We start from the raw sequence: 13,185 nt of genomic DNA, 5'->3' as shown, positions 1-13,185 counted from the left end.
CGGCGAAGTATTTCCGTCTCCGGGCGTGCTTCGATCAAAAATCAAAACCAAAGTCTTCGGGGGAGGACCAATGTCCATTGATGCATTCTTGCGGTCAAAAGAAGAGCCTGTTTTCTACCGCGATCAGTTACGAGAAGCTCGCTATGCTGCATTGGCGGATGCTGAAGGATTCGCGCAGCTGTGCTGGGCGATAGAAAGCCTAGGAAAACGCCTGACGCCTTCGGGAATCGGACTCAATGACTACAAAAAATCGTTAGCAAAGCTGATCAAGGAGGCCCAGCTTAACGTCGGTAGTGAACACGACCCGACATTCAGTGGGCTCTTCGAGCGAATCCGTGTTGCCAGAAATGATGCCGCCCATACCGGCGTCTACGCGAGGCATGCAACTTCAGCCGCTATCGATATTGCTCTTCTCTTGGAAAGTGCCCTAATGGTTATTTCTGACACCGTATCCGAGCATATGATCAGAGACGTGGTCACATGCGAATCATGGCAATTGTTATCCCAGGTTCGCAGCACTATGTTGAAGAATTCCTTCTCCTACTTGCCGATTTATATCGAAGGGCGATGGAAGTTGATCTCGGATCTGGCTGTAGCTGAATACAAGCGAACTCCACAGCCGGGCGTGAAGATGGGTGGGGATGGGAACAACCTCGCCGTGAAAATTGACAGTGTGAAGTTGAGCATGATTGAGGTCCCCAATGACCAGCTGCTCTGTCCGAGCACTCGGATTGCTGATGTGTTGAAACGGGCTACAGCAGATATCGAGCGTCCATGGCTATGGCTTGTCATTGACCCTCTGGAACCAAGCAGGCTGTTGGGCGTGCTATCGCCATTCGAACTGCTTTGATCCGCTCTTCGCCCCAACAATTAATGGTTTACGACGTCTCCTAGAGGTATCAACAACATGACTAGTCTGTTCTCCTACACCGTTCGTTATGACGACGGAGCCGCACCCAATCCGTTTAACGGCCTGTGCACCCTGGCCATCTGCAAGCCTGGAATTCGTTCGACGGCAACAGAAAATGACTGGGTTGCTGGAATTGGCCCCACGAACGCTGCACATGGACGCGACCTGAGCCATCGGCTGGTTTACGCAATGCGCGTGAAGGAACGCATACCACTCGCCGAATACCATCGTCGAGCACAGTCTGAATGGCCCGATCGAATTCCGAAAATCAACAGCAAATCACTGCAAGACCGACTTGGAGACTGCATCTACTACGAGGATCATGAAGGTAATCTTCGTCAACGCAAAGGCAGTGTTCACAATGAAGGCAACTATCCTCGAGACGTGTCGGGTAAAAATGTTCTTATCTCTGACCATTTCTATTATTTCGGCAGAGAGGCCATTCTGCTTCCCGAGCATTTGTACGGTATTCGCCATCCCTTCCAAGGGCACAAGAGACAAGCCAACGACCATCTTGTCCAGCCCTTCATTGACTGGATCAGTAGCTTGAATTTGGAAGTCGGGCAGCTGTACGGTTGGCCAGATCATATGGTCGACTGGAGCCAGAAGTCAGGAAGCTGTGGCGGCTGTGCGGTGCGCCAGCTCGATGATGAGTACGATCCTTCCTGCTAGCAGAAAACCGAAGAATGAAAACATGAAAAAACTGATCGCACTCGCAACAGCTACGCTCGCATGCGCTGCACTGTCCGCCTACGCCAAGCCTCCCTCAGACTATCCGGTAGACCCTTATGTGATCTCACCACAAAAGGCTGCTGAAGATTTTCCTGGTGCAATTCAAGCGCCTCCATCCCCGTTCACTGACAAACCTTACTTCTTCGACACGCACAGCTGTGTCTGGGATATCAATCAGCCAGAAAACGGCATCGTCTTCATCAAGCCAACCATCGACCGGTTGGGGCAACGCATCTGTTTCAGCAGCAAACCTACTGCGCTTGGACAGTCGCTGATCTCGCCCGAACAGGCCGCGCGACGCTATCCCAATGCCGTTCAGATGCAGCCAGGGCAGATTCTGATGGTGCGTGATCGTCATGGCTGCTACTTCCGACTCTATGAAGTAGCACCGGGTGACCCGCGCTTCGCGTGGGAGCGAGAAGAAGCCAGGGGACGTCCAATCTGCGACCAACGCTACGAGTGACGCATGGAGCCGTTATCGAATTTCGAACTGGCAGCAGAGAAGGTCATGACCGATACCAAGCTCTGTCTGAAGAAAATCCGGGATATCTCATCCCTGCCCATCGATACGGTGGAAGGCGGTATCGAATTGCTCAACGCATTGCGTTCGGATATCTATGAAGATCTGAATCAGATCCAGCACGAGTACCTGGTGCTTAGGGCGGCGCAGTGGCTGGTCAAACAGAAGATTTGCAGTGATCAGACGCAATGGCGTTGGAATCCGCGTCAGACGGGAACCATCGACGAGCCGGATCTGGAAGGTAAAGAGCTCGGCGTGGTCACCGTGTCCGCTGAAATTACGACATCGAGAAGGCCGATTGGCACTATCGATGGACGTATGCAGTCAACGTTGAGCAAGCTCTCCAGCGCTCCGGGTCGGAAGTTCTATTTCGTCACCACCGAGCAGATGCACCAGCGTGCAATGACCAAGATCTGCAAGGGATCTTGGCAGATTGAGGTCGTCCTGTTACCGGTTGAAAAGAGTGTGATATCGGATCCGAGCTGAGAATTACTTGTCGACGACGCCTCGATAAATAGAGAGGCTGACGTTCATGTGAGGCTTCCCCGTCTGAAGGCACTGCGAGCAATAAATTTATGGCCAGCAACTCAACCTGGCGCAAATAATGCTGCACCGAAACAACGCCATCTCTACATGTTGTGAACGCTTAAAAAATCAGTAATTTCACGTGATTCACGGTTTACTTTTTTTGCAACGCATCTATCCTGAATCCGATATGGCTTGGGGAAGCCATATCATCCCTCCTGCAGTTTTCATCCCGTAGAGCAATTTCAGTTCGCTTTCTTCAACCGCATGCGCGCATGCCGGAGGTTGGTTTGCGCGCCAAAAAATTTGACTGGGGAAACAAATGAGAAAAATATTGCTGGTGATCCTGTGCGCCTCCACTGCGGGGTGCGCCGCGATCCAATCCGTAAGAGGCCCTGCTTGGCCGTGGCCGATTGATGCGGACAAGCAGGAGGGTACAGTCTGCAAAAGCGGGACGTGTGAAGACAAGGACGCGTTGGTGGCTTTCACAAAGGCCACACAGTATTGCCGCGGCGTTTGGAACTTCTACGAAACTGCCGGCAACTATTCGAACGCCGCGCAGCTGGAAATCGGTTGGTTGGGAGCGATTTCTGGTGCAGTCATTGCACCTGTAGCTAGCCCAACAGCTGCGAAGGGCTGGGCTGGTCTTAGCGGTGCAACCAACGGCATGCAAAAGCAGCTATCAGATGTGTTCTCCAGCTCTGTCGCTGTAAAGAAGCAAAGTGCTGTTGCCAAGTTCTACCACGAAAACTTCACTGACGTCATGAATGAGAAAGTACCGGTAATCGCTGTTAAAAAGGCGATGGCACTAGCGGCCGGATGTTCCGGTCAGCCGGCCAAAGTTGAAACATCAGTCTTGAAGGCGATCGATAAAGCTGATCCCCAAAACGACTAGTCAGCGCAGCATAGAAACATCGGCAGGGGGGAGGTCACTTGCATCAATTGGAGTGACCACTTTTCCTTCGGCCTCCATTAATCTCTCGGATCATCTGAAACTCCACATTCCGGGTAACCAACCCGCCACTCCGTGCCTTCCCGCGCGCGATCCCCCACCATGGATCGCATGCACCCAGACCACGCCGACCACACCCGCCAGCTCACCAACCTGATCCGCATCGGCCACATCGCCGAGATCCGTGCGGACAAGGTGCGCGTGCGCCTATCCCCCACACTGACCACCACCTGGCTGCAATGGCTCGCCTTGCGCGCCGGTGACGTGATCGACTGGTGCCCGCCTTCGCCGGGCGAGCAGGTCATCGTGCTCTCCCCGGAAGGCGACCTCACGCGGGGCAAGGTGCTTGCCGGCCTGTTCTCCGCCGACTCGCCCGCACCATCCTCAGACCTGTCCCTGCGCGCCATCCACTACCCAGATGGCGCCGTGGTCCGCTACCACTTCGCCCGCCACGCCCTGGCCGCCGTCCTGCCCGCCGGCAGCAGCGCCCTCGTCAAGGCCGACAGCGTCACCGCCGACGCCCCGCAGACCACCTGCACGGGCGACCTCACCGTCAAGGGCAATCTCGTGGTCGACGGCACCAGCGCCCTCAACAATGGCGCCCAGGTCAAGGGCGGTACCGGCGGCGCGGCCATGGCCATCCTGGGCGGCGTCACCGCCACCGGCGACGTCAAGGCCGGAGACATCAGCCTGCGCCGCCACACACACAGCAAAATCCGCCGTGGTGACGAAACATCCGGAGGCCCGCTGCCATGATCGCCATGAACGCCGCCACCGGCCGCCGCATGCCGCTGCTGGACCACCTGCGCCAGTCCGTGCGCGACATCCTTACCACGCCCCTGGGCAGCCGACTGTGCCGGCGCGACTACGGCTCAGAGATCCCCGAGCTGATCGACCAGCCCCTGCACGGCCCGACCATCCTGCGCCTGTACGCGGCCGCCGCCTACCGTCTGGCGCAGTGGGAGCCGCGACTGACGCTCACCGCCGTGCATCTGCAGCGCGACACCACCGGGGCACTCTCACTGGTGCTGCAGGGCGTGGCCGATGACATGGCCGTGGAGCTGGACGTGCCCGTGCGAGACGGAGAAGCGCCATGAGCTCCCCCATCGACCTGACCCTGCTGCCAGCACCCCAGGTGCTGGAGCCGCTGGACTACGAGCGCTTGCTGGCCAGCCGCAAGGAATCACTGCTGGCGCTGCTGCCGCCGCAAGAGCGTGCCGCAGCCGCCCAGGTACTGGCGCTGGAATCCGAACCCGTCACCAAGCTCCTCGAAGAGAATGCCTACCAGGAACTGCTCCTGCGCCACCGCATCAACGACGCCGCCCGCGCCGTCATGCTGGCCTTCGCGCGCGGTGCGGACCTGGACCAGATCGGCGCCAATACCAACGTGCAGCGCCTGGTGCTGGTACCGGCCGACCCGCACGCCTCCCCGCCCGTGGTCCAGCTGCTGGAGCCGGACGACGCCTATCGGCTGCGCATCCAGGAAGCACCCGACGCGCTCTCCACCGCCGGTCCGCGCGAAGCCTACGAGTTTCACGCCCGCAGCGCCGATGGCCGCGTGCTCGATGCGCGCGCCACCAGCCCGGCCCCGTGCGAGGTCGTGGTGGCCGTGCTGGCCAATACGCCCGACTGGCGGGCGCCCGCCGACCTGCTGCAGGCAGTGGCAGCCGCACTGTCGGCAGAAGACGTGCGCCCGCTGGGCGACCTGGTCACCGTCGTGGCCGGCCAGGTGACTGACTATGAACTGCAGGCCGTGGTCTACGTCGGCAAGGGGCCGGAATCAGCCATCGCGCTCAAGGCCGCGCAGGCCAATGCCGCCGCCATCTCGCGCCCGCTGCGCCCGCTTGGCTACAGCGTCTATCGCAGCGCCTTCATCGCAGCGCTGAAGGTGGAGGGCGTGCGCAATGTCGTCATCCGCCAGCCAGCTGCTGACATCCTGTGCGGGCGCACCCAGGCGGCGCGCTGCACGCGCATCAGCATCACCGCCGAAGTGATCGAGGAGACCGATCGTGGCTAGTGCCCACTCCACGCTGCCGCCCAACACCACCCCGCTGGAGCGCGCCCTGGCCCGCGCCTGCGCGGCACTGGCAGACACGCCGGTACCACTGCGCGACCTGTGGAGCCCGCAACGCTGCCCCGTGGCGCTGCTGCCGTTTCTGGCATGGAGTGTCTCGGTGGATCGCTGGGATGACGCCTGGCCGGAGTCCGTCAAGCGCGCCACCATCAGGGCCGCGCGTGCCATCCATCAGCACAAGGGCACGATTGCCGCCGTGCGCGGTGCGGTGGAGTCGCTGGGCTACGGGATCCGCATCAGCGAGTGGTGGCAGACCGTGCCTCGCGGCCCGCGTGGCACCTTTGCACTGGAAGTCGGCGTACGGGAGCGAGGCATCACCGATGCCATGTTTGCAGAACTGGAGCGGCTCATCGATGACGCCAAGCCGCTCTCCCGCCACCTGCGGGGCCTGCGCATCGCGCTGGAGAGTCGTGGTGGCGTCTTCCTGAGTACGCATCTCCTGCTGAGCGAAACCCTGACCGTGTATGCCTGGACGCCCGACAGTATCGATAGCGGCGGTCCGGTCCGCTTTGTCTGTGCAGCCCATCTCATCGACATCATGACGATCTACCCATGAGCTCCTATTTTTCATTGCCCACTGAAGTCGGCGAAGCCAAAATGGCCAGCGCACTGGCGCTGGGCGTTCCCCTGAGGTTCACGCACATGGCCGTGGGCGACGGCAACGGCGCACTGCCAACACCAGACCGCAAGCAGACTGCGCTGGTGCATGAGCAGTACCGTGCCCCCATCAATGCCCTCATGCGCGACCCCAGGAACCCCGGCCAGGTCATCGTCGAACAGGTACTGCCCGCCAACGTCGGCGGCTGGTGGATCCGGGAGATCGGCGTCTACGACGAGGCCGGTGATCTCTGCGCCGTGGCCAACTGTCCTTCCAGTTTCAAGCCGCTGCTCAGCGATGGCGCCGGCAAGGATCAGATCATCCGCGTGATACTGATGGTCACCGGCGCTGCAGCGGTCGAACTCAAGATCGATCCCGCCATCGTGATGGCGACCCGCGAATATGCGGACGATGCGATTGCCGCCTATGCGGCGCCGCTGCGCCATGCACATGCTGACCTGGCGCCCAAGGAACATACCCATCGGGATCTCGCGCCCAAAGACCACGCGCATGCCGATCTGGCGCCGCTGAGATCGCCGGCGCTCACGGGCAAGCCGACAACGCCCACTCCGGGCAAGTCCGATGGCGGTCAGCAGATCGCCAACGTCGAATTCGTCGTCAATACGGTCGGCAATGCCATGGCATCCGCTGTGCCCTACGTGACTGGCATCCCTTCGGCCAAAGTAGCCGAAGCCGTGCTGGCCCGGGGAATTGGTTTCATGGAGTGGGTGGAAGTTGTCGGTACCGGAGAGTTTCACGGCTATCGCACGTTGCGCTGTGGAACCCTGGAATACGGCACGACGGCAGCGCCCCGCAGCTTCGAAGCCGATCTGGTCGGCGGCCTGGCCTCCAAGGTGGTGCATGCCTCCATCTGGGCCTGGGCGCAGCAGCACGGCCATGCAGTGGCGGCCGCTACATGGACGCCCAAGGTGTTCAAATTCGCCGATGTAGACGCAAATACTTTTCGACTCCCGGATCTGCGTGACGTGTTCGTCCGCTTTGCGGGTATGGATGCAGACACCGGCGCGCCTGTACCAATCGGCGCCTACAAGGCAGACACCATCAAGGCGCACTCTCATTCCAATGGTGCTGGTGGCTATATCGGCGGCCAATACGCAAATGGCGGCGCACCAACTGGCAACTCGGCAACCGGCACAACGGGCAGCGCTGAAACTGCTCCGAAACACACCACATTTGCCCCTCGAATTCATATCTGACCATGACGCCCATTACTTGCTACCAGACCGACGATAACGGCCTTTTACTCCACGCAATCGCCGCTTACCCCCTCCCACTGGAAAAGCGGATCAACGTGCCATACCAGGCAGTTCAGATCGCACCGCCAGAAATTCCGGATGGCCACCGCGCGCGCTGGGTCTCCCCGCTCAAAGCTGCGGAGCCCAACTACGACACGGTCGGCGAGTGGATCATCGAAGAGATCCCTGCGCCGCCTGACCCGGCTGAAGAACCCTCCGCCGGATCCCCGGCGCAACCCTGATCTGCATTCACCAGGAGCCATCCCATGCCCACTGACTACCACCACGGCGTACGCGTCATCGAGATCAACGAAGGCACGCGCCCCATCCGCACCGTCTCCACCGCCGTCATCGGCGTGATCGTCACCGCCGACGATGCCGACCCGCAGGCCTTTCCGCTGGACACCGCCGTGCTCATCACCAACGTCGTTTCCGCCCAGGCCAAGGCGGGCAAGCGCGGCACCATGCGGCGCGTGCTGGAAGCTTTCGCCGCCCAGTGCAAGCCGCTGGTGGTGCTGGTGCGCGTGCCCGAAGGCGAGGACGAAGAATCCCAGACCTCCTTGGTCATCGGCAGCGTCACCCCCGATGGCCACTACACCGGCGCCAAGGCGCTGCTGGCCGCGCAAGCCCGGCTGGGCATCAAGCCGCGTATCTTGGGTGCGCCTGGCCTCGATACCAAACCGGTCACCAATGCCATGGCCGCGCTTGCGCAGAGCCTGCGCGGTTTTCTCTATGCATCCTGCTGGAACTGCAGCAGCGTGGTGGCCGCCACCGCCTATCGCGGCCAGTTCGGCCAGCGCGAGGTGATGCTGATCTGGCCGGAGTTCCTCTCCTGGGATACGGTCAGCAATGCTGAGACCAGCCTGTCGGCGGTAGCCTACGCCATGGGCCTGCGGGCCAAGATCGATGAAGAAGTTGGCTGGCACAAGACGCTCTCCAACGTCGTGGTGAACGGCCCCACGGGCATCAGCAGGGATGTCTTCTGGGATCTGCAGGACCCGGCCACCGATGCCGGCGTACTCAACGCCAAAGAGGTCACCACCCTCATCAACATGAGCGGCTACCGCTTCTGGGGTTCGCGCACCTGCGAGATGCAGGGCGGCTACTTCCCCTTCGAGAACTACACCCGCACCGCCCAGGTGCTGGCCGACACCATCGCTGAAGCGCACATGGTCTATGCGGACTTGCCGATGACGCCCTCGCTGGTGCGCGACCTGGTGGCCAGTATCAATGCCAAGTTCCGGGCGCTGCGCACCCAGGGCTATCTCATCGACGGCGAATGCTGGTTCGATGACCAGTTCAACGACAAGGACACCCTCAAGGCCGGCCAGCTTGCTATCGACTACGACTATTGCCCGGTCCCGCCGTTGGAAAACCTGCGATTCCAGCAGCGTATTACGGACCGCTACCTGATCGATTTCGCCGCCCGCATCACCGCCGCCTGACCTATCTGACAAGGAGCCATCACCATGGGCATGCCCCACAAACTCAAGGATTTCAATCTCTTCGAAAACGGGATCAGCTACGCTGGCCAGGCCACCGAAGTCACGCTGCCCAAGCTCTCCCGCAAGATGGAGGAATACCGCGCTGCCGGCATGTCCGGCCCGGTCTCGGTGGACCTGGGCCAGGAGGCCATGCAGCTGGAGTGGACAGCCGGCGGCCTGGTCCGGGAGGCGCTCAAGCAGTACGCGGCCACGTCGCACGGGGCCGTGCAACTGCGCTTTGCCGGCGCCTACCAGAACGACGACACCGGCGCCGTGCAGGCGGTAGAGGTGACCGTGCGTGGCCGCTACAAGGAGGTCGACATGGGGACTGCCAAGCTGGCCGACGACACCGCCCACAAATTCACCATGCCGCTGAGCGCCTACAAGCTCACCATCGACAACGAGGTGATCTTCGATTTCGATTTCATGAACGGTATCGAGATCGTCGGTGGCCAGGACCAGCGCGGCGGCATCCGCAAGGCCATTGGCTTGTAATGCCGCCATTTCTCATTTGCGAAAGGACGCACCATGAGCATCACCACTGATACCCCGATCAAGATCGAGACCGCCATCGTCGAACTGGACGAACCGCTGGCACGCGGTACCGGCTACATCACCCAGCTCACGCTGCGGCGCCCGCGCGCCGGCGCGCTGCGTGGCGTGAGCCTGATGGATCTCATGAACATGAACGTGAGCGCCCTGCAGGTGGTGCTGCCGCGTATCACTGAGCCCACGCTCACGCAGCACGACGTGGCCGCCATGGATCCGGCGGACCTGGTCAAGTGCGGCATCGAGGTCTCGCTTTTTTTGGCGCAGAAGGAGGATCGCGCCTTGGCCTCCCCCGGGAAGTAGAAGAGGCCATGGCCGATATCGCCACCGTCTTCCACTGGCCGCCGGTGGCCATGGATGACCTGCCGCTGGATGAGCTCATGCAGTGGCGCGAGCGTGCGCGCGTGCGCAGCGGGGAGCAGTAGATGGCCAATGAGCTGAAGATGCAGGTGGTGTTTTCGATGATCGAGAAGGTGACGGCGCCGCTGAAGAAGATTGGCAGTGGCGCCGGTGCTGCAGGACGCGCGCTCAAAGAAACCCGGGACCGCCTGCGCGAGCTGGAGAAGCAGCAGAAGGATCTCAACAGCGCGCGCGAGCTCGCTGGCAAGGTCCGCTCCAGCCATACCGCTTTCTCCGCCGCCAAAAAGGAGCTGGAAGACCTGGCTGTGAAGATGCGGGGCGTAGAAAATCCGACGCTCGCCATGACACGCAGCTTCGATGCCGCCCAATTCAAGGTCAAGAATCTTCACGCGGAGGGAGAGAAATACCGCGCCCAACTCCGCGAGGTAAGCGACCGCCTGTCTGCAGCCGGTATCAGCGCCGAAAAATACAGTGCGACCCAGCGCACGCTGCAGTCGAGCATTGCCGCGACGAATACCCAGCTGACCGCGCAGAAAGAAAAGCTGGCCGCCAGTGAGCGGCTGCACAGGCGGCAGGACCAGCTTCGGGCGCGCGCAGGCAGGATGACGGCCAGCGGCGTGGCGGCTACTGCGACGGGGACTGCCATGGGCCTCCCACTGGTGGCCGGCCTCAAGGAAGCCAAGCACTACGAAACGGAAACCGGTCGCGTCCGCGCGCTGGGCCTGGGCGACTCCGCCAGTGCCGAGGCCGTCAAATTCGCACGCGAGATGAAGACCTACGGCACCAGCCAGCTGGACAACCTGCAGCTGCTGCGCGACGGCATCACCGCCTTCGGAGACACGCACCACGCCGAGATGGTGGCACCGGTGCTGGCCAAGATGAAATTCGCCAATCACGCCTTCTACGGCGAGGCGGAGGGTGCCGACAACGAGCGCAAGTTCATGGACATGCTCAAGGTCATCGAGATGCGCAACGGTACCAAGGATATCGCCACCTTTACGAAGCAGGCCAACATGGTCCAGCAGGTGTTGACGGCCACCGGTGGCCGCGTCGGCCCGGAAGAGTGGCTGAACCTCATCAAAACTGGCGGCATTGCTGCCAAGGGCATGAAGGACGAAGCGTTCTACTACCAGATGGAAACGCTGGTGCAGATGATGAGCGGCAATCGGGTTGGCACCTCGATGATGAGCGCCTATCAGAACCTGTATCAGGGCCGCACCACCAAGCGCTCTATCGCCATGCTGGCAGACCTGGGCCTGATCGGTGACGCCTCCAAGGTGAAGCACGACAAGGCCGGTCAGGTCTCCTTCCTCAATCCTGGTGCCATCAAGGGGGCCGAGCTCTTTCGGGAGAATCAGTTCGACTGGATGGAGAAGGTGCTGCTGCCCTCGCTGGCGGCCAAGGGCATCACCGATGAGAAAGGCATCCTCGACGCCATCGGCGGTATCTTTTCCAATCGCACGGCGGCGCAGTTGTTCTCGACGATGTACCAGCAGCGCACGCAGATCCACAAAAATGAGCAGCTCAATCGCGGAGCGGCCAACATCGACCAGCTGGACAAATTGGGCAGGGACACGGCCACCGGCAAGGAGCTGGAGGCTTTGTCCAAGCTGGCGGATCTCAAGCTGAAGCTGGGCGAGCTGATCCTGCCTCTCTACACGTCGGCCCTCGAACTTGCCACGGAGGCCATCGAGGGCTTCACGGGCTTCATGGAGCGCAATCCGTCTCTGGTTCAGGCGCTGGCGATTGGACTGGGCAGTCTGGCGGCGGTCCTGGTGGTGGTGGGACCGCTGCTGCTGGCGGTGGCGTCCGTGCTGGGCCCGTTCGCGGTACTGCAGTTCGTATTCAGCCGGATCGGTCTCAGTGGCGGGATGGTCATGGCCGCGCTGCGCGGTATCGGCACCGCCTTCATGTGGCTGGGCCGCGTCTTCCTGTTCAATCCCATCGGGCTGGCCATCACGGCCATTGTCGGGGCGGTCTATCTGATCTACACCTACTGGGATCCCATCGTGGCTTTCTTCAAGAGCGTGTGGCAGCAGATCGGTGCGACGTTTTCCGGGGGACTCTCCGGGATCCTCGCGCAGATCCTGAACTGGTCACCGCTGGGCCGCTTCTATCTCGCCTTCGCCCAGGTCATGAGCTGGTTCGGCATTGAGTTGCCCGGCAAATTCTCCGAGTTCGGCGTCATGCTCCTGCGCGGCCTGGCCAATGGCATCGTCAGCGGCCTGGGCCTGGTCAAGGACACGCTCATGAGCGCCGGCAGCAGCATCATCGGCTGGTTCAAGGACAAGCTGGGCATCCGCAGCCCCAGCCGGATCTTTGCCGAGCTGGGCGACTACACCATGCAGGGCCTGGCGCTGGGCCTGCAGCGCGGCCAGGATGGACCGCTGGCCACCATCGGCCAGCTGGCCGGCAAACTCACTGCCGCCGGCGCTGCGGTGACCATTGGCGGTGCCAGCCTGCCCGCGATGGCTTTCGACACCCGCCCGCCGCTGGCCGCCGCAGCCGCGCCATCCGTCGTCTACCAGGGGGATAGCATCCAGATCACCGTCCACGCTGCCCCCGGCATGGACGAGCAGGCGCTGGCCCGTGCCGTCGCCGCCGAACTGGACCGGCGCGACCTGGCCCGAGCATCTCGCCAGCGCGCCCGCCTGGCCGATTTCGACTGAGGAGCAGCACCATGATGATGGCCTTGGGGATGTTCGTCTTCAGCCTGCGCACGCTGGCCTACCAGGAGCTGCAGCGGCAGACGCAGTGGAAGTACGCCAGCAATCCGCGCGTCGGCCGGCGCGATGCGCAGCAGTTCACCGGCAAGGGGGATGACACCATTACCCTCTCCGGGTGGATCGCACCGGAGCTGACGGGTAGTGTCTTCTCGCTGGACGCGCTGCGCCTCATGGCTGATACCGGCAAGAGCTGGTTCCTGATCCAGGGCACCGGCCGCATCTATGGCGCCTACCTGATCGAGAGCATTGAAGAGGGCCGCACCGTGCTCGACGGCAGCGGCGATGCCCGGCGCATCGAGTTCACCATCAAGCTCAAGCGTACCGATGACAGCGTGCTCAGCACCCTGGGCCTGGGGGATATCAGCGGCCTGCGCGGGATGATGGACGTGGATGGCCTGGCCGGTGCGCTTGCCGATAGGGCCCGCAATATCGTCGGCGAGGTGGCCGGCAAGATCAGCGGGTTGGCCGACCATATCGATACGGGCAGCCCGTGAGTACC

At 61.6% G+C, this 13,185-nt stretch carries 17 protein-coding genes; all 17 read left to right on the top strand.

Features of this window, described 5'->3' with window-relative positions:
• Positions 1–70 precede the first annotated feature (70 nt).
• The 17 genes from ACODSZ_RS15675 to ACODSZ_RS15595 all read left to right on the top strand — a co-directional run bounded on the left by ACODSZ_RS15675 (position 71) and on the right by ACODSZ_RS15595 (position 13,180).
• Positions 71–850, top strand: coding sequence for a hypothetical protein (locus ACODSZ_RS15675; RefSeq protein ID WP_488927992.1), 780 nt, complete (start codon positions 71–73; stop codon positions 848–850).
• 57 nt (positions 851–907) lie between these two features.
• On the top strand, positions 908–1,582 hold the full coding sequence (locus ACODSZ_RS15670) for an Nmad2 family putative nucleotide modification protein (protein WP_488927991.1): 675 nt from the start codon (positions 908–910) through the stop codon (positions 1,580–1,582).
• A gap of 22 nt (positions 1,583–1,604) precedes the next feature.
• On the top strand, positions 1,605–2,105 hold the full coding sequence (locus ACODSZ_RS15665) for a hypothetical protein (RefSeq protein ID WP_488927990.1): 501 nt from the start codon (positions 1,605–1,607) through the stop codon (positions 2,103–2,105).
• Positions 2,106–2,108: 3 nt separating this feature from the next.
• Positions 2,109–2,648: a hypothetical protein gene (locus tag ACODSZ_RS15660; protein WP_488927989.1), complete on the top strand. Its 540-nt coding sequence runs from the start codon at positions 2,109–2,111 to the stop codon at positions 2,646–2,648.
• A gap of 361 nt (positions 2,649–3,009) precedes the next feature.
• Entirely contained in the window at positions 3,010–3,582 is a 573-nt protein-coding gene (locus ACODSZ_RS15655; RefSeq protein WP_488927988.1) for a hypothetical protein, read from the top strand.
• 168 nt (positions 3,583–3,750) lie between these two features.
• On the top strand, positions 3,751–4,395 hold the full coding sequence (locus ACODSZ_RS15650; RefSeq protein WP_488927987.1) for a phage baseplate assembly protein V: 645 nt from the start codon (positions 3,751–3,753) through the stop codon (positions 4,393–4,395).
• On the top strand, positions 4,392–4,736 hold the full coding sequence (locus ACODSZ_RS15645) for a GPW/gp25 family protein (RefSeq protein ID WP_488927986.1): 345 nt from the start codon (positions 4,392–4,394) through the stop codon (positions 4,734–4,736). The genes ACODSZ_RS15650 and ACODSZ_RS15645 overlap by 4 nt, the downstream gene beginning before the upstream one ends.
• Entirely contained in the window at positions 4,733–5,656 is a 924-nt protein-coding gene (locus ACODSZ_RS15640) for a baseplate assembly protein (RefSeq protein WP_488927985.1), read from the top strand. The genes ACODSZ_RS15645 and ACODSZ_RS15640 overlap by 4 nt, the downstream gene beginning before the upstream one ends.
• A complete protein-coding gene (locus ACODSZ_RS15635) occupies positions 5,649–6,269 on the top strand; it encodes a phage tail protein I (protein WP_488927984.1) in 621 nt (206 codons plus the stop codon). Before ACODSZ_RS15640 ends, ACODSZ_RS15635 begins: the two co-directional genes overlap by 8 nt.
• Positions 6,266–7,528 (top strand): phage tail protein, encoded by a 1,263-nt coding sequence (locus ACODSZ_RS15630; RefSeq protein ID WP_488927983.1) that lies wholly within the window; start codon positions 6,266–6,268, stop codon positions 7,526–7,528. Before ACODSZ_RS15635 ends, ACODSZ_RS15630 begins: the two co-directional genes overlap by 4 nt.
• 2 nt (positions 7,529–7,530) lie before the next feature.
• Positions 7,531–7,809 carry a phage tail protein gene (locus ACODSZ_RS15625; RefSeq protein ID WP_488927982.1) on the top strand — a complete coding sequence of 93 codons (279 nt, stop codon included), beginning with the start codon at positions 7,531–7,533 and terminating at the stop codon, positions 7,807–7,809.
• A gap of 24 nt (positions 7,810–7,833) precedes the next feature.
• Positions 7,834–9,012, top strand: coding sequence for a phage tail sheath protein (locus tag ACODSZ_RS15620; protein ID WP_488927981.1), 1,179 nt, complete (start codon positions 7,834–7,836; stop codon positions 9,010–9,012).
• Positions 9,013–9,036: 24 nt separating this feature from the next.
• Positions 9,037–9,546 carry a phage major tail tube protein gene (locus ACODSZ_RS15615; protein WP_488927980.1) on the top strand — a complete coding sequence of 170 codons (510 nt, stop codon included), beginning with the start codon at positions 9,037–9,039 and terminating at the stop codon, positions 9,544–9,546.
• A 33-nt stretch (positions 9,547–9,579) separates the two neighbouring features.
• Complete coding sequence (locus tag ACODSZ_RS15610) at positions 9,580–9,903, top strand: phage tail assembly protein (protein WP_488927979.1); 324 nt, start codon at positions 9,580–9,582, stop codon at positions 9,901–9,903.
• Positions 9,904–9,911: 8 nt separating this feature from the next.
• Positions 9,912–10,025, top strand: coding sequence for a GpE family phage tail protein (locus ACODSZ_RS15605; RefSeq protein WP_488927978.1), 114 nt, complete (start codon positions 9,912–9,914; stop codon positions 10,023–10,025).
• On the top strand, positions 10,026–12,629 hold the full coding sequence (locus ACODSZ_RS15600) for a phage tail tape measure protein (RefSeq protein WP_488927977.1): 2,604 nt from the start codon (positions 10,026–10,028) through the stop codon (positions 12,627–12,629).
• Positions 12,630–12,640: 11 nt separating this feature from the next.
• The gene (locus ACODSZ_RS15595; RefSeq protein ID WP_488927976.1) at positions 12,641–13,180 is read left to right on the top strand and encodes a phage tail protein; all 540 of its coding nucleotides are present in this window, start codon (positions 12,641–12,643) and stop codon (positions 13,178–13,180) included.
• Positions 13,181–13,185: the final 5 nt, after the last annotated feature.

This window comes from Herbaspirillum sp. FG34 (genome assembly GCF_057809315.1).
The sequence above is the reverse complement of the archived record's forward strand: the minus strand, read 5'-3'. Positions and strand labels throughout refer to the sequence as shown.